General features: G+C 72.9%; 11 protein-coding genes. 3 read left to right on the forward strand and 8 right to left on the reverse strand.

Features of this window, described 5'->3' with window-relative positions; translation table 11 throughout:
* Positions 1–64: 64 nt before the first annotated feature.
* The 4 genes from ABT112_RS12595 to ABT112_RS12610 all read right to left on the reverse strand — a co-directional run bounded on the left by ABT112_RS12595 (position 65) and on the right by ABT112_RS12610 (position 5,020).
* Positions 65–814, reverse strand: a complete 750-nt coding sequence (locus tag ABT112_RS12595; protein ID WP_351508564.1) for a dienelactone hydrolase family protein — start codon at positions 812–814, stop codon at positions 65–67.
* 328 nt (positions 815–1,142) lie between these two features.
* The gene (locus tag ABT112_RS12600; protein WP_351508566.1) at positions 1,143–3,380 is read right to left on the reverse strand and encodes a family 2 encapsulin nanocompartment cargo protein terpene cyclase; all 2,238 of its coding nucleotides are present in this window, start codon (positions 3,378–3,380) and stop codon (positions 1,143–1,145) included.
* Positions 3,381–3,957: 577 nt separating this feature from the next.
* Positions 3,958–4,173, reverse strand: a complete 216-nt coding sequence (locus ABT112_RS12605) for a DUF6480 family protein (RefSeq protein WP_351508569.1) — start codon at positions 4,171–4,173, stop codon at positions 3,958–3,960.
* A gap of 397 nt (positions 4,174–4,570) precedes the next feature.
* Positions 4,571–5,020: an ANTAR domain-containing response regulator gene (locus ABT112_RS12610; RefSeq protein WP_351508571.1), complete on the reverse strand. Its 450-nt coding sequence runs from the start codon at positions 5,018–5,020 to the stop codon at positions 4,571–4,573.
* Positions 5,021–5,523: 503 nt separating this feature from the next.
* On the opposite strand from ABT112_RS12610, the gene ABT112_RS12615 reads away from it, so the two are divergent.
* On the forward strand, positions 5,524–6,171 hold the full coding sequence (locus ABT112_RS12615; protein ID WP_351508573.1) for a DUF6153 family protein: 648 nt from the start codon (positions 5,524–5,526) through the stop codon (positions 6,169–6,171).
* Between the two features lie 213 nt (positions 6,172–6,384).
* Positions 6,385–7,092, forward strand: coding sequence for a DUF305 domain-containing protein (locus ABT112_RS12620; RefSeq protein ID WP_351508687.1), 708 nt, complete (start codon positions 6,385–6,387; stop codon positions 7,090–7,092).
* Between the two features lie 174 nt (positions 7,093–7,266).
* Here the strand turns inward: ABT112_RS12620 and ABT112_RS12625 are convergent, their stop codons facing one another.
* From ABT112_RS12625 to ABT112_RS12635, 3 genes are read right to left on the reverse strand one after another with little or no spacing between them, the layout of a single operon-like run.
* Positions 7,267–8,583 (reverse strand): MFS transporter, encoded by a 1,317-nt coding sequence (locus tag ABT112_RS12625; RefSeq protein WP_351508576.1) that lies wholly within the window; start codon positions 8,581–8,583, stop codon positions 7,267–7,269.
* Positions 8,584–8,591: 8 nt separating this feature from the next.
* The gene (locus ABT112_RS12630) at positions 8,592–10,604 is read right to left on the reverse strand and encodes a PEP/pyruvate-binding domain-containing protein (RefSeq protein ID WP_351508577.1); all 2,013 of its coding nucleotides are present in this window, start codon (positions 10,602–10,604) and stop codon (positions 8,592–8,594) included.
* Positions 10,601–11,989, reverse strand: a complete 1,389-nt coding sequence (locus ABT112_RS12635; RefSeq protein ID WP_351508579.1) for an ATP-grasp domain-containing protein — start codon at positions 11,987–11,989, stop codon at positions 10,601–10,603. The genes ABT112_RS12630 and ABT112_RS12635 overlap by 4 nt, the downstream gene beginning before the upstream one ends.
* A 342-nt stretch (positions 11,990–12,331) precedes the next feature.
* Between ABT112_RS12635 and ABT112_RS12640 the strand changes: the two genes are divergently transcribed.
* A complete protein-coding gene (locus ABT112_RS12640) occupies positions 12,332–13,624 on the forward strand; it encodes a PAS domain-containing protein (protein ID WP_351508582.1) in 1,293 nt (430 codons plus the stop codon).
* A 120-nt stretch (positions 13,625–13,744) separates the two neighbouring features.
* Here ABT112_RS12640 and ABT112_RS12645 read toward each other — a convergent pair whose 3' ends face one another.
* The gene (locus ABT112_RS12645; RefSeq protein WP_351508583.1) at positions 13,745–15,748 is read right to left on the reverse strand and encodes a glycoside hydrolase; all 2,004 of its coding nucleotides are present in this window, start codon (positions 15,746–15,748) and stop codon (positions 13,745–13,747) included.
* Between the last annotated feature and the right edge of the window lie 339 nt (positions 15,749–16,087).

Below are 16,087 nucleotides of genomic sequence, written 5' to 3' on the forward strand. Positions count from 1 at the left end.
GCCGGCGGGTGAGCCGAGGACTCCGTGAGCCGTGTCGTTCAGCTCCACTGTCCGGGCCGGACCCTCAGCTCTTGGCCAGGGTGCGGTCGAGGAGGGGGAGCAGACGGTCCCAGTGGCGCTGCAGCGCGGAGGGGTCGAAGGCGTCGGTGTCGGCCATGGTGAAGCCGTGGATGGTGCCGGGGTAGACCTCGGTGGTGTAGCCGACGCCCGCGGTGTCCAGGGCCTGGTTCAGCTCGCTGATGGCCTCGGGGGTCAAGTCGTTCTCGGCGAGGCCGAGGTGGACTTGGGCGGTGAGCTCGGGAACGCCGCGGTGCGGGCTGTCGGGAGCGTCGGTGACCAGGAAGCCGGGGTGGAATCCGGCGACGGCGGCCACCTGGCCGGGGTGGGCCGTCGCGGTGCGCATCGCCAGGGCGGCGCCCATGCAGTAGCCGATCACGCCGACCGGCCCGGGGCCGACCTCGGGCCGGGTGGTGAGGAACCTGAGGTAGGCGTCGGCGTCCCGCAGGGCATGGTCGGTGGTGTGCGCCTCGATCAGCGGCATCAGCTGCCCGATGACCGCGGGGCGCGCCTCTTCCCCGATGTGCTCGGGAAGGTCGATCACCGGCGCCGGGCCGTGCCGGTAGTAGAGGTTGGGGACGAGCACGTAGTACCCGTGCTCGGCCAGTTCACGGGCCATCTCCTTCAGCACGGGCCGCACGCCGAAGGCGTCCGAGTACAGCAGCACCCCCGGGTGCCGCTCGCCGTGGTCGGGGAAGGCGGCGAAGGCGTCGGCCCGGCCGTCCTCGGTGGGTATCTGCAGTGTCGTGGTGGGCATGGTGGATCTTCCTCTCTGTTCGTCGTAGATCATCGAAGCAGAGGGGAAGTCAGCGGCACAGCGGTCACCGTCGCACTCGGACCCGAGCGGCAGTGGCGCCTCGTTCCGGACGGGCGGCGCGTCATGACGCGGGCTCTGACACCAGGCTGGGGGTTCGGCTCCCCGGCCCGCCCCCACCGAACGAGAACATCTCGCCGGTGGGGACGGGCCGAAGGGTCTCAGGTGAGGACGCGCCGGTGAGCCACTGCGACGCCGAGCCGGGCCGATGCCGGATCCCGGCCGGGTGGGTCAGAACGATGCCGCGCGGCTCAGAGCGACGCCCCGCGGCTCAGAGCGACGCCGCGGGCAGGGCGATCCGCGTGGCCGAGGTGCCCAGCCCCGCCGGGATGCCGATCCGCAGCCCCGGCCGGAACTGGCGGCGCAGCTCCGGTTCCCCGTACCGCAGACAGCCCTGATGCCAGGTCAGGATCCCGGCGAGCCAGTTCTCCAGCTCCTTCACATACCCGTCCAGGATCCCGCGCGCCTCCGCACCCAGGTCGAAGTCGTCGTACAGCACCGGGAGTTCATGTGCCGCGACGTGCTGGAACTGTCGCATGCGGGAGGTCATCAGATCCTGCACGATGGCGACCGCCGTCGGGTAGTCGCAGTCGAAGAAGTTCTGGACGACGAGCACCCCGTTGTGGACCTCGCCCTCGAACTCGATCTCCTTCTGGTACGAGAAGAGGTCGTTCAGCAGGCAGGCGTAGTCGACGGCGGCGTTCTCCAGCGACTTCATGGGCCCGCTCCGGTAGACCTCCGGGGGGATCCGCCGTCCGTGGCCCAGCCGGCACAGGGCCATCGTCAGATCCGCGCCGAAGGTCATCCGGCGCATCTCGATGTAGTCGACCGGATCCGGGATCCGGTGCTGCGCCTGGTTGGCCAGCTCCCACAGCCAGCTCGCGGTCATGGTCTCGACCGAGGTGCGGAACGTCCGGCGCCCCTCCGGATCCATCGGGCCCGCCGTACGGGACCACAGGTCGGCCAGCCCCCGTTCCAGGGCGTTCGCCGGTTCCGGGGCGGCGGAGCCGTCCAGGGGCATGAACGCCGAGAGCCGGTCGTTGCACACCTTCGCACCGGCCAGGTCACGCGTCCTGCCGAAGACCACCGGGAAGTAGTCGTCCCCGTAGGTGCCCCAGGTCAGCCACTCCGACTCCAGGTCGAGCTCGTCGGGGGCCGCGTCCGGATGGAGCCCCGCGGCGCAGAGCGGGAAGTCGAAGCCGGCGAGCTTCTGCTCGTCCCAGATGCCGGAGCCGGGGACCCCCGGCTGCGCCCGGAGCATGCCCATCCGCTCCGCCCAGGCGACCACCTCCCGGCGGGCGCTGCTCAGATGGGGGCTGAGCGTCGTGGTGAACGGCATGTAGAGATCGGGGATCCGGGACGGCCCCACCCGCTGGTACGGGACATGGGTGAAGCTGCGGGACCGGTCGGCGCCGGTGAGGCCGCGCAGCGACGTGATGTCCGCGGCCGACGTGCCCAAGCCGGTTGGTGTCAGGGTGAGTTGCCCCGGGGCCGGGTGAGCGACCGGCGCCGAGGCTCCGCCGCCGTTCATGTAGCGGCTGGAGCGCATGTGCCACTCGTGGCCGCCCGACTGCCAGTCCTGGAGCCCCTTGACGTACGCCATGACGTCGGCGCAGGACGTCGGGTCCAGTCCGTGCTCGGCGAAGAGCGGGCCGAGCTCGGTGAACACGGTGTTCTCGAACTGCTGGAGCCGCGAGGTGAGCAGGTCGTTGACGGAGTCCGCGGCCTGCTGGGTGGTGCAGTCCAGGAACGTCTCCAGGACCAGCACACCGTTGCTGAGCTCGCCCTCCTCCTCGGTCTCCCGCTGGTAGGAGAACAGGTCGTTCCGCAGATGCACCCCGTCGGAGAAGGTGTCCTTGAGCACCCGCATCGGCCGTGATTCGGCGATCACCGCCGGGATCTCCGCCCCGACCGCATGCTCCACCAGCCCCGCCGACCAGGGCGCCCCGCCGACCTTGCGGCGCATCTCGATGTACTCGACCGGGTTGGGGATGCGGTCCGCGTTGATGTTGGAGAGTTCCCAGAGCGACTCGTTGAGGAGGTTCTCGGTGCTCTCGGCGAACCGGGCCCGCCACTCCTGGGACATGCTGGGCACGGTCCGCGCCCACAGGTCCGCCAGCCCCGCCTCGACGGGGTTGACCGGCTCGGGGGTTCCGGCCGTCAGGTCCATCGGCATGAACAGCGGGAGCCGGTCGAGGTACTCCTTGCCGCCGTCCCGGTCCTGGGTGCGCTTGAAGGCCTCCAGGAAGTGGTCGTCGAAGAAGAACACCCACACGTACCAGTCGGTCACCAGGGAGAGTTCCGGGCCGTCGGCGTCCGGGTGGGTGTAGGCGCACAGCAGGGCGTAGTCGTGGGAGTCGAGGTCGTGCTCGTCCCAGATGCCCGACCCCTCCACCATCCCCATCCGGCGGGCCCACTCCTTGGAGTGCGTCCGCGCCTCCTCGACGTGCGGGTTGAGTCGCGCCGGATGCGGCAGGTAGAAGTCCGGCAGTTCGAAAGGCTGTGTCACGGTGCCCGGCTTTCTTGGTTCGTGGTACGTGCTGCGCGGTCCCGGGCGCTGTGGATGCCCCGGCCGGACGGCGCGGTGCGCGGATCCGCACCGGCCCCGTCCGCACGGCGTGTCTGCGCTCCCCCCTGATGCCGTGTCCCCTGACCGCGCGTCGAGCACTACCCCGGCCCCCGCACCACCATCCGGCCACCACAACAGTCATATGAGCGGAGGAAGTCGGGTGGGGGAGGGGCCGGGGCGCGGCGATGGGGGAGCCGGAGGCCGGGAAGGGGGTGTCGGTGCGGACGGCTGCGCTGCGTACGCGGGGCGCGTGCCGTACGGCCCGCGCCGTCCCGTCCGGCGATGCGCGGTCACGCTCGGGAGTGCACCGCCACCCGGCCGGGCGGCCGCCATGGCTCCGCCACGCCCCGCTGTGCACCCGGGGTGCTAAGGGCCGGGGTGCTACGCGCCGGGGTGCTACGGACCTGACCCCGCGCGGAGAGGCATCGAGATCCGGAGGTCCGGGAGCCCTGGCCTCAGGGAGACGGGGCGGGGCTCGCCGGGGCCTCCGTCGGCTGCTCCGAACGGCGTCCAGTCCTCACCGCGTGAAGTAGCCGACGATGTAGAACACGGCGAAGAGGACGACCACGATCATCACGACGATGATCGGTCCCTTGCCCCAGCCCCTGGTCGGGTTGTACGTCTCGCGGGGGCCGGTGCCCGAGAGGTTGCCTTCGCCGGGCGGTGTCTCGCCGGGCGCGACGCCTCCGGGCTCCACTCGGGGACCCCGGGGGTCCGGTTCGTTGTCGTTCATGGCTGTCGAGTGAGCCGTCTTCGCGATTTCACACCTCGATACCGTCAGAAAAAGGGCAGAGCGCGCCATGGGGAGCGGAGCGTGTGATCCGTTCGCGGGTGATCGGGTTTGGCCGGGCGGCGCCGCGGCACTCGTACCGTGCGTTCCTGTCTGAGCCTGCTCGAGGCAGGGTCGTAGGCGTCGGCCGGTTAGGAAAGCAGCCGTTCCGGCGCCGCCCTGTGCGTCCGGCGCACACGGTGCGGTGCCGGCCTCGGCGTCCCACCCGTGGGATCATGCCGGATCATGCCGGAACGGCCGGCGCGGACGGCTTCCGCCTGCGGGTGAGGGCGGCCGACGGGCAGCGGAGTCGGGCTGTCCGGACGGCAGTTGGGCCATCGGACGGGCGACCGGAACGGGCCTATGTCCCGCCTTTCGCCCGCCGTTCCCGGGCCCGCAGCACCGCGAAGCGCAGGGCGGTGCGCACCGGCTCCGGCGGGGGGATCCCCTGGGTGCCCCCGATGACCGCACGGGCGATGTCCCGGAGCTTGATGTTGGTGTGCTGGGAGGTGTCCCGCAGTACGGCCCAGGCTTCGTCGGCCGTGCACGAGCAGGTCGCCATGAGTACCCCGCGGGCCTGATCGATCACCGGGCGGGCCTGGATCGCCTGCTTGAGCTGGGCGTTCTCCTGGCGGATCCGTTCCGATTCCGCCGCCTCGGACGCCGGGCGCGCGGGAGCCTCCGTCCGCGGGGGCGTCGTGGTGCCGGGGCCCGCGGCTGCCGGGGACGGCTCTGCGGGGGTGAGCGGCAGGGAGCCCGGGGTGCGGTGCGCGCGGGCCGGGCGTGCCGTGGGCTCGGAACGATGCTTCATCTGCGGTTCTCCGTCCAGCAGAACTGCGCCCGACAGCCGCCGGAGGGTACGGACCGCCCCCGTCCGGGGCCTGGGAACTCCACCGCGGGGTGGAGCCCGCCTGCCGCCTCGGAACTGCGCACAGTGCCCTTCCGGACCCTTCAGCTCCGGACCCGCCAGCGCTGCATGCCGGTATCCCAACGGTCCCATCCATCGCCTGGCCCGGCCACCTCCGGACCGCGGGGGCCGCGGGAGCCCGCCTCATCCGGCGTCGGGCACGGCCGGGGCGGTGGGGCGGCTTCCGGGGCGGCCGACGGCGCTGGGCGGTGGGACACGGCGGGGGAGCCGGCCGCTTCCGGGCCCGCCCGTCTCCGCCCCGCACGCCTCCGGGCGCGCACGAGGCCGGCGCCTTCGTCCCGCGCCACAATGTCGGCCTCCTCGCCCCGCGCGACGGCGCCAGGCCCGCTGCCGCCCCTCCCGGCCCGCCGAAGGCCCGCGGCCCGGTGCGCCGTAGCATGTGGGCCGTGACGGGTCGGGGACGGTACGCGAGGCGCCTGCCCGGGTGGCGGTCACGTGCCCTGCTCGTTCTCGCCCTGTGGGTGGGGATTCTCGGGATGCACGGCCTGGCGCCCGTGGCCATGGCGGTGCCCGCCGCGCACGCCCACAGCCACCAGCGGGTCCAGCCCGGTGCCGAGCGCGCCACCCGGCCCGCTGCCGAGCACGCCGAAGCTTCCGCCACTCCGGAGACCTCCCACGCGCCCCGGCACGACGACTGCCGGGGCCGGCACGGGGGCGTCCACGTTCACGACGGCGACGCCCCCGACGACAGCGCTTCCGGCAGCGTCGTCCACGGCCGCCAGGACGGCGCCCGTGAGGACGGCGCCCGTCAGGACAACGCCCGTCAGGACGACGCCCGCCACAGCCGTGGCCACCGGGCCCAAGCCTCCGGGCGCGAGGACTGCCACGGTCATGGCGGCGGGGCCCCGGCTCACCACGCCGATCCGACCTGCGCGGCCGGTTCCCTCGGCGGGCCGCCCGCGCTCGCGCCGCCGGGACCCGATCCGGTGTCCCTGCCGCACCCGGACGAAGCCCGCCGTTCCCGCCCCGAGAGGCCCCAGCACGGCGGCCGGGCGCCGCCGTCCCTCGCCGAACTCCAGCTCCTGCGCATCTAGAGGCGCTCACCACGGCGCCGTACGCCCTCCCGGGCATCGGCCGGCGCCGCGGTCCGGCATGTCCGATCACCCGCTCCAGCGCAGGAGTTCCCCTTGAAGCCCAGCCTCATGACGTCCAGCCCCATGGCGTCCAACCGTGTGACGTCGAACCCCGGGACACCGAACCCCTTGACCTCCAATCCCCTGACCTCCAACCGCGTGAAGCCGACCCGCGTGAAGCCGACCCGTTCCCCCGCCCGTCGCGCCGCCGTGCCGGCCGTCCTCGCCGCCGTGGCCGCCCTCGTCCTGACGGCCTGTTCGGGTTCGGGCGCCGGCTCGGGTCACCACGCGTCCGAGCCGAAGTCTGCGTCCGCGCCGCGTGCTTCGGCTCCGGCGGGCCGCCACAACGCGGCGGACGTCGCCTTCGCGAAGGGCATGGTCCCGCACCACCGCCAGGCCGTGGAGATGGCGGGTCTCGCCGCCACCCGCGCCGCCTCGCCCGAGGTCGAGAAGCTGGCCCGGGAGGTCGAGGCGGCACAGGACCCGGAGATCAGGACGCTGGCGGGCTGGCTGACCGCCTGGGGCGTCCCCGTCCCCGGGGAGATGCCCGCCATGCACCACGGAACCGCCCCGGACACCGGCGATTCCGGAGACCGGAGCGCCTCCTCCGCCCACGGCGAGCACTCCCCGCGACAGCACGCGCGGTCCATGCGCGGCATGGTGGACGCCGCGGGCATGGCCCGGCTGCGGAAGGCCTCCGGCCGCGCCTTCGACACCGCCTTCCTGCGGCTGATGACCGAGCACCACGAGGGCGCGGTGTCCATGGCGCGGACCGAGCGCGCCCGTGGCGCGTACGGCCCGGCCAAGGCCATGGCCGCGGACATCATCACCGCGCAGAACGGCGAGATCCGGCGGATGCAGCGGCTCCTCGACGGGAGCTGACCCAGGGGCGGGAGCTGACCCAGGGGTTCGTGCACGATGCCCGCCCGGGTCGCGCGGCCCGGCGCCCTGCGATGCACCGCACCGGACCGCACCGGACCATGCGACCTCAACGGGCCCTCCCCGTGCACGAACCCTCACTGCGGACCGGCCGTCGCGGCCCGGCGGCGGGGCGGGTCAGCGGCCCGCCCCCCGTTCCGCCTCCGCCGGCAGCTTCTCGGCTGCCGGCGGACCGGCGGCCGGTTCCCGGCCCGGCTTCCGGGACCGCCGCATCGCGACATGGACCCCGGCCATCACCAGGACGGTGGCCACCGCGCTGTGCCAGAGCAGCGCGTCCAGCCGGCCCGCCGCCAGATACGCACCGGCGGCCACCGCCGCGATCGCGCAGACGGCCCGGTCGACGATGCTCTCCACGGACAGCAGGGTGGCGCGTGGCGCGTCCCGGGGGATCGCGTCGTTGATCAGCTTCCGCTGGACCGGATACGCGAAACCCGTGGCCGCGGCGAACAGACAGAGCAGCGCGATCACCGTCATCGCACCGCCCAGGGCGATGGCCGCCAGCGTCACCGCCATGGCGACGCTCAGCAGCGACACCAGGGTGACCGGCCGCAGCCGCCGCCCCAGCCACTGCGGCCGGGCCGACGCGATGGCCTCCGCGACCGTCATGGCCGCCAGCACCCCGCCGTGCGAGGCCTCCGGGATGTGCTCGGCCAGCAGGATGGGCTGGAAGAGGTTGACCTGGCAGATCCGCGACAGCGTGAACACCGCCACGCCCTGCACCATCAGCAGGGCCAGCCACGGCGAGCGGGCGACACTGCGCAGCGCCCGCCCGGCGTCGTGCCAGAACCGGCCGCCCGCCTGCCCGCGCGGTGGATGCTCCCGGCCCGGGGCGAGCCGGGGCAGCGCCAGCGCACACCCGAGGGAGGCGGCGGCGCTGCCCGCGCTGAGCAGGTACGGCGCGGGCTGGGCGAGCGCCATCAGCGGCCCGACCAGCGGCCAGCAGACCACCTTCGCCGCCAGGCCGAGCGCCCGGGAGGTGCCCTCCGCCCGCACGTAGTGGTCCCCGGCGTCATGGGCGTGCAGCGCGTCGTAGAGGTACGCGCTGGCGGCGCCCGACGTCAGCGACCGGCCGGCCGCGATGGCCAGGAAGTGCACCAGGAAGCCGCCGTAACTCGGGGCGAGGACCGGGGTCAGATTGGCCGCGGTCATCACCACGGCGCCGATCCGCAGGCAGTTCCGGGCCCCGATCCGGTCGGCGACCAGCCCGGTGGGGATCTCGAACAGGCAGAACGCCACGTAGTAGATGCTCTGGATGCCGAAGATCTCGGCGTCGGAGAGCCCCGCCTCCCGCTGGTAGGCGTAGAAGACGGGCATCCACCACAGCAGGTTGAACAGCAGCTGGAAACCGTTGTTGAGCGCGATGACGCGGCGGGCCGGCGCCGGCAGGGACCGCTGCGGCTCGGCCCGCCGGAACATCCGGCGTACGGGATTCATCCGCCCGCTCACAGCGCGTACGGGCGGATCTGGACCAGACGGAAGCCCTCCTGAGCCGTCATCAGCCACTCGATGTCGAGCGGTCCGCCGTCCTCGCCCCCGAAGTGGGACTGCAACAGTCGTCCGGCCAGCGCCAGATCGGCCAGCCCGTCGCGGGTCGGGCGCGGCAGGTCCTCGCGGGAGGAGCCCAGCGCCACCGTCCGGCCGCCCCCCTCCACCGTGTTGTACAGGTACTGCAGCGGCAGCGCCGTGCCGTCGACGACCTGCTCCGGCGAGCCGGGGGTGCAGTTGACGTAGACGTTGCGGAAGTCGTCCCGGTTGGTGGGGTTGCAGGTGACCAGCACGCCGCCGAGGTCCGCCGGGGAGTAGCTCTGGATGATGACACCCATGTAGGTGTCGTCCAGGGATATCCCGGCCTGCCGCCGCAGGTGGACACTGCGCGGCGACAGCAGCGAGGCCCACACCTCGCGCACCGCGGCCAGCAGTTCGTCCGTGCCGTGGACCTTGGTGATGGACTCGTAGACCCCGGCCGCGGAGAAGCCCGGCAGGTCCTCGGCGTTGGAGGAGGACCGGACGACGAGCCGGTGCTCCGGGTCGAGGTGGTCGGGGAACGCCTGGGTGATCTGCCGGGTGACGTCGTCCGGCAGCGGCGTCTCCCGGATCAGGTGCTGGAGGTGCAGACAGAGCGGGTCCACCATCTCCAGGGCCTGGAGCTCCAGTGCCATCTTGAGCTTGCCGAGGGCCTGCTGGATGACCGGCGAGGAGATGAGGAAGCGGTGCTGGAGCGAGAACGGCAGGGCGACCCCCTCCGGGGCCGTCACCGTCCGCGCGACGAACGCCGCCGCGGCCTCCCGCAGTGCCCCGGGGTCCCGGTCCGTCGTGCCCAGCCGGGCGGCCAGGTGGCCGTACAGGTCGCTGCGCGGCGGGCGGGCGCGGCCGTAGAAGGCGGTCAGGTCGGCGCTGCGGCTGTCGAGGACGTGGTGCAGCTCGCCGAGGTTGGCCGCCTTGGTGCCGTACCGGTCCTGGTCGGTGCGGCGCAGCCGGTCCAGGGCCAGCGCCGGCGCGTCCTCCAGCAGCGGCGGCTCCAGGGGGACCCGCTGCTGGTGCCAGGCGGGCACCTCCAGATCGGGCGGGCTGCTGAGCGGGGCGAGGGAGATCTCGTCCTCCCGCACCGTGTAGCGCACCCAGGCGCCGTTCAGCTTGTCCGGTTCGACGAGCCCGTCCAGGTCGCGGACGATCGCGTTGGGGATGCTCCAGCCGGTCGCGAGGACGTTGGTGTGCGAGAGCGGGGTGATCGGGGCCGCGTTGATGAAGCCGGCGACCCGCGGCACGTCGTCGGGCACGCAGTCCATCGCCACGATGTCGGACCAGCCCAGCTCGCCGACGGCCTCCCGGTACTCCTCCGGGCTGCGGAAGTACCGCAGCCGGCCCACGGCCTCACCCGTGTTGAGCGCGGTCCGGCGCCGGTTGCCGAACAGCTGGTGGCTGAGGATCCGCGGCACCAGAACGTCGCTGACCGAGGCCAGCTCGTGCTCCTGGCCGTGGTTGGCGGGCTTGAGGAGCAGCGGCAGACGCCCGTCGAGCCGGGCCCGGATGAAGGTGTAGAACTCCTCCAGCAGCTCGCCGTGCATGGTGTCGGCCTCGGTCGTCTCCAGGACGAGGAACGGCCGCTGGTTCCCGTCGGCGTCCTCGTCGGTGTGGAGGGAGAGGATGCCCAGCAGGAACCGGCGCTGCGGATCGGTGTAGACCGAGGCGTTGAACGCGTCCAGCCGGGCGTCCAGTTCGTCCAGATCGATGCCGAGGATCCGGGTGGCCACATAGTTGACGTGGAACGGGTGGACGGCGGTGTCGAGCAGGTGCCAGGTCTGCTCCTGCCGGTCCACCACGACCTTCAGATACGGGTGTCCGGCCAGCACCCCGGACAGGCTGCGGAACAGCGGCAGCGAGAGGTTCTCGCCGACGACCGTGCCGTCCGCGCCGGCGGAGCCCGCCGGTTCGGCGAAGGTGCGCATGCTCGTCATCGCCGGCCCTCCTCGTCACGCGCGGCGGTCTCCCCGGCGGCGGGCAGCACCTTGGGCAGAGCGTCCACCAGGGCCTCGAAGTCCCGGATGACGGTGACCGGATCGACGGCCGCCAGCAGGCACAGCGCGGCCATGGTGTTGGCGCCCGCGGCCGGGTCGTACACCGGCACCACGGTGCCGTCGGGCAGCGAGCTCTCGGTCACCACCGAGAGCCGGCTGCCCTCGCTGACCAGCGCCGGCCAGTCCAGGCCGGAGTCCCACACCCTCCGGTCCGGCCAGGGCATGCCCTGGGAGTCCACGGCGAGGACGACCAGCGAACCGGCGGCGTGGTGCGACTCGTCCGGGGTGAGCACGGCGGGTGGCCAGGCGACCTCCCGGCCCAGCAGGTGGTCGACCAGCATCCCGATGAGGTCGACGCCGAACACCTCCTCGATCTGCGGCACCGTCATGGCGCCGCCGAAGCGGGCCGCCGTCTCGATGACCCACATCCGCCCGTCCGGGCCGAGCTTGATCTCGGTGTGGGTGCCGCAGTTCCGCAGCTCCAGCGCGTCCACCGCGGCCCGCGCCAGGCCGACGATCTTCTCCTGCACCGAGCGGGGCAGCGGCACCGGGGTGATGCAGGCCCGCTCGGTGAACGGCTCCACCGTCGGCATCCGCCCGCTCAGGCACACCGGGTGGTACTCGCCGTCGGCGACGATGCCCTCGACGCTGACGTAGTCGCCCCAGCCCGGCTCGTCGAACCAGTCCTCCGCGGTGCCCTGCACGATCTCCTCGACGATGTAGTCCTCACCGGCGTTCGCCACGTGCAGTTCGGCGTAGCCCAGCTGTTCGGACTCGGTCATCACCCGGCGGGCGTGGGACCAGGCCGGATCCACGTCCTGCGGCGACCGGAGGATCTGGTGGGCGGTCGACCCGGCACTCCACGCCGCCTTGAGCAGCATCGGGAAGTCCAGGGACCCGGCGGCCTCGTGCAGATCGGCCGCGGAGGCGACGGCGCGGAACCGGGGCTGCGACACCCCCTTGTCCCGCCACACCGTGCGCATCAGCCGCTTGTCGCGGGCCAGGACGCAGGAGGTGCCCGGGCCGGCGAAGCCCAGCACCTCGCAGGCGTCGGCCACCGCGACCACGGCGTACTCGGAGGACGTCGTCACCGCGTCCGCTCCGACGGCCCGCGCCCGGTCCACGATCAGTGCGACGAGGTCCCGCTGCCCGTCCTGCGGCGGGGAGGAGCTGACGGAGGCGCAGATCCGGGTGCAGGCCTCCCTGGAGGAAGCGGGGAGCTCGCTCAGCGCGAGCAGGTGCACCTGTGCTTTCGCGGCGACCTTGGACAGCGCGTACTCCAGCGGAGGTCCGCCCTTGGCGTGGACAAACAGCACCGTGCTCATGAGGATCCGACTCCTTCGACCGGGAGGTACGTCGACGGACCGAAGGCCTTCTGGCGAAGACCCGTTCGCAGTCCGACTACTCAAGCGAATCAGTCGACAGCGGTGGGTACATGCCGGAGAGCGGGTCGCGCACTCAGGCATTTGCCTGAGTGGGCGGACCTCCCGCGGCCGCGCGGCGCCGGAACTCACCGGCGGCGCGGCGGGGTTCGCGAGAGGGAACGCACCCGGTGCGGTAGCCGGTGGCGGCTCCCCGCCGGGCATGGCGGCCGACGGGCCGTGGAAGCCATGGAGGAGCCGCGCAGTAGCATCCGACCGGTGAAATCACACAAAAGGAGGAACTCCTTGGACGAGACGGGCCTCAGCTCGCTTCTTGCGCACATGCCCGTGTCCTGGTGGGAAACCGACGCGTCGATGCGGCTCGTCAGCAGCGGCGGCGGAGCGTTCGACGACGCCGGTGTCACCCAGCAGTTCCTCGACACCGTCCGCGAGGAGTGCTGTCGGGCGGCCCGCTCCACGGACGGATTCGCCCACTTCCAGGCCCAGTTCCGCGGCCGGATCTTCGAGGTGACCGCCGGCCCGGAGCGGCGGGACGGCGGGGCGGCCGGCATCCGGGGGCTGGCGGTCGACATCAGCGCCCATGTCGCCGACCGCCGGCGGTACGACGCGTTCGCAGCGTTCGCACCCGCAGCCGCGTTCATCCGCGACCGGCAGGGCCGCTACCTGTGGGTCAACCACGCCTACGCGCACCTCTACGACACCACACCGGACGCCATCGTCGGCCGCAGCGTCACGGACGTCGATTCCCCGGAGGACGCGGCCCTGTTCCTCGCGCTGGACCGCGAGGTGCTGTCCGCGGGCAAACCGGTCCGGCACAGCCTCACCTACCACCACCCGGACGGCACCCCCGGCCAGGCGGTGGGCCACCGGTTCCCGGTCAAGGAGGCCTCGGGGGCGTGCGTGGCCGGGATCTACGCGGACATCACCGACTACACCCGGGCCCTGCACGGCCGCCTCGCCGCCGAGGCCGACCTCCAGGCGCTGCGCGACCAGAGCGGGCTGCCGTGCGCCCTGCTCTCCGCGGGCGGACGCATCCGGCAGGTGAGCGCCGCCGCCGCCGATCTGCTCCATGTCAGCGCCCACGACCTCATCGGGAAGCCGGCCCACCAGTTCCTGGCGCCCGGCGTCGACCTGACCTCCCTGCACGGCCGCTGGGACGATCTGATAGCCCGCCGCAGACGCCGCTTACGCACCCGCGCCGACTTCGTGGACGCGCGCGGCTACCAGTGGCGGGCGACTCTGCACCTGGTGCCGGTGGGCCGCTCCCTCTCCCGGGCGCGGACCGTGTGGGCCGTGCTGACCAGCCAGAGCCTTCCGCACCAGCCGCTGCCGGCGATCACCCCGGCGCAGATCCGCATTCTGTCGCTGCTCGCGGCGGGCCGGAGCAACGCGGAGATCGCCACCTCGCTCCATCTGTCCCGGCAGACCGTCGACTACCACCTCAGCCGCCTCCGCCGGCTGCTCGGCGCGCCCACCCGGCCGGCCCTCGTCGGCCGCGCCTACGTCCTGGGCATCCTCGACCCCCAGGCGTGGCCCCCGCGTTCGGCCACCGCGCACCACCGGCTGAGCACCGCGTGACGTCATGATGCCGCCGGGCGGGGACCGTGGGTGCGGTCCCCGCCCGGCGGCTCGCCGCTTCCGATCCAAGGCCTGGACCAGGTCCGATGCACCCGGGGCCCGATCCCGAAGGGCAGGGCGTCAGCTCACCACATCACGCGGGCAGAGCCGCCGCGGTGCGTCGTCGCCCCGCAGACGGGCGTCCACACAGCCGCCCGGCAGCCCGGCGTGCTGCTTCGTGCCGAAGTTGGCGGTCACGGTCAGCGTGCCGTCACCGAACACCGTGCGCTGCACCCGGTGATCGTCCGTCAGATACCTGAAGGACGTCATCCGCTCGGTACCCGCGGCGCGGTGCAGCGGGGCGAAGTACTTCTGCAGCGCCGCGAGTTCCTTGCCGTTCCGCTCCAGCGACGGTCCGTCGAGCACGAAGTTGAGCGGGGTGTTGTAGAGCATCGCCAGCAGGGCACGGGTGCTCTTCTGCTCCGGGAGCTTGTCGAACGACAGCTCCCAGCGCTCGGCGTTGACCACCGAGCTGTGCAGCGCGGTCTCGTACAGCGGGACCCGGTACGCCGGGTCGTACATGGCCTTGGCCAGCGCGGCGGGCAGCTTCGCGGGCTTGAAGAACGTGGCCGGGGCGTTCGCCGGGACGTAGCCGCCCCAGTTCTGCTTGTCCCGCTGCACCGCCCACAGACCGTCGGACACAGGGGTGCCGCTGCCGTGGTCGAACGCCAGCACCTCGTTCGCCCAGGCACCCGCGCTCTCCGAGCCGAGCACCAGCTTCCGGCCGTCCGACAGCCGCTTCATCCGGGCGATCCGGTTGGCGCGGTCCTGCGCCTTGGTCATCGGGTGCCGTGCGCTGTGGTCCCGGAAGAGCTCACCGGCGGCGTCGACGTCGAGGAAGTAGCTGTCCGAGCCGTTCGCCACCATCGACCGGGTGCGGTCAGCGAGGTAGTGACGCGCCCCCTCGGCCTGCTCGAACGCCTGGCTGCTGAGGTAGCAGCCGCGGTCGTGGAAGCCGGACTGGGGCGTTCCGTCGGCCTTCGTCACACAGAAGTCCGGGTACACCCGGCCCGGCCAGACCGAGGTGGGCGCATCGGAGCTCTTCGGGTCCTGGCCGTTGGCGAACGAGTCGTACGGCCCGACCAGGTACCCCGCCTTGCGGGCGGCGCGCACCGCGGCCGCGTCCATCGGGCTGCGGTCGGCGTCGTAGCCGAGCCACATCCGGGACACCCCGAGCGCCCGCAGCCGCTCGACGCCCGCCTTCCGCCGGGCCTCGCCCCAGCCATAGGAGTAGAAGGCCCCGAGGAGCTTCCGGGCGGCCGGATTCTCGTCGATCTTGCGACGCAGACTGCCGAGCTGCCCGTGCTCGGAGAGCCAGTTGCGGTAGTCCACGGCGGGCGCGACGGGGGAGCCGTCGGTCAGCGAGAGCGCCACGGTGTAGCTGCGGGTGTCCGCGGCCCGGGAGAAGTGGTGCGTGCTGGTGGTGTGCAGCCGCCCGCCGCGGGAGACGAAGCGCAGGGTGGTGCCGATGTCGGTGGGCGTGAGATAGCTGACCCCTTGCCCACCCGCCGCCGTGTAGCCCCACAGCGGCATGGTCAGGCCCGAGTCCATCTCCACCTCGCTGCCCGGGAGTTCGGAAGCGGCGGAGTTCCAGAACCGGTCGGCCACGGGCACCGACAGCCCCTCGCCGCGCGGGAACTGCACGGCGGACACCGACCGGTCGGTGCCGGTGACGGGCCAGCTCAGCTCGGTGTCCCGGGCGGCGCGCACCGTCATCAGCAGCCGCCCGCGCTCCGGACGGGCGGTGACGGTGAGCCCCTTCTCCGGGTAGGTCCAGCGCGCGCCGGCGCCGGTGGCGGTGACCCGGCCGGGGGCCCCGGGTGCCGTCGCGGAGGGCGCGGACAGCCGCAGGCGCCCCCGGTCGGTGCGGGCGTCGACCCGCAGGGTGGTGGTGTCGACGGTGGCGGTGCCGCCCTTGACGGGGATGTCGACCAGGTCGCCGTGGACCCGGACGCGGGGCGATTCCGAGGGCCCCGCCGCGGCGGTCCAGCAGGCGGCGGTGGCCGCGACAACGGTGACGACGGCAACGGCCGGGACGGCCCGCCGGCGGCGCGGACGGCCGTGCTGTGCAGTGGTGGAAGGCATGGGGACATGGATATCGACGGGGTTTAAGAAACCTCTAAGAGACCGCTTCGACCGGCCCGCCCTCGTGGGACGTTCGAGAGGGCCATGGCCTGGCCTGGCCGGCCGGATGCCGCCGCCTGCACCGCCGCTACGAGCTCAAGGCCGAACGCTTCCTCGCATGCGCCGGCATCACGGCCGCCCTGATCCGCTGTCGCCGCCTCGGCGGCTGAGCACGTCCCCTACACTCCCGAACATGGGCAACTTCTCCTGAGCGGACGCACCGTCCACCGACATCCGCCCGGCAGGTGCCGGGCCCCGTCAGCGTGCCCACACGCTCACCTCAGGAGACAACGACCCCAC

Origin of the sequence: Streptomyces sp. NPDC002055 (assembly GCF_040296705.1) — a bacterium.
Classification (GTDB): domain Bacteria; phylum Actinomycetota; class Actinomycetes; order Streptomycetales; family Streptomycetaceae; genus Streptomyces.

Coding starts and splice junctions, on each gene's coding strand:
- ABT112_RS12595 (WP_351508564.1), bottom strand. CDS start 814: ATGCCCACCACGACACTGCAGATACCCACCGAGGACGGCCGGGCCGAC.
- ABT112_RS12605 (WP_351508569.1), bottom strand. CDS start 4,173: ATGAACGACAACGAACCGGACCCCCGGGGTCCCCGAGTGGAGCCCGGA.
- ABT112_RS12610 (WP_351508571.1), bottom strand. CDS start 5,020: ATGAAGCATCGTTCCGAGCCCACGGCACGCCCGGCCCGCGCGCACCGC.
- ABT112_RS12625 (WP_351508576.1), bottom strand. CDS start 8,583: ATGAATCCCGTACGCCGGATGTTCCGGCGGGCCGAGCCGCAGCGGTCC.
- ABT112_RS12630 (WP_351508577.1), bottom strand. CDS start 10,604: ATGACGAGCATGCGCACCTTCGCCGAACCGGCGGGCTCCGCCGGCGCG.
- ABT112_RS12635 (WP_351508579.1), bottom strand. CDS start 11,989: ATGAGCACGGTGCTGTTTGTCCACGCCAAGGGCGGACCTCCGCTGGAG.
- ABT112_RS12645 (WP_351508583.1), bottom strand. CDS start 15,748: ATGCCTTCCACCACTGCACAGCACGGCCGTCCGCGCCGCCGGCGGGCC.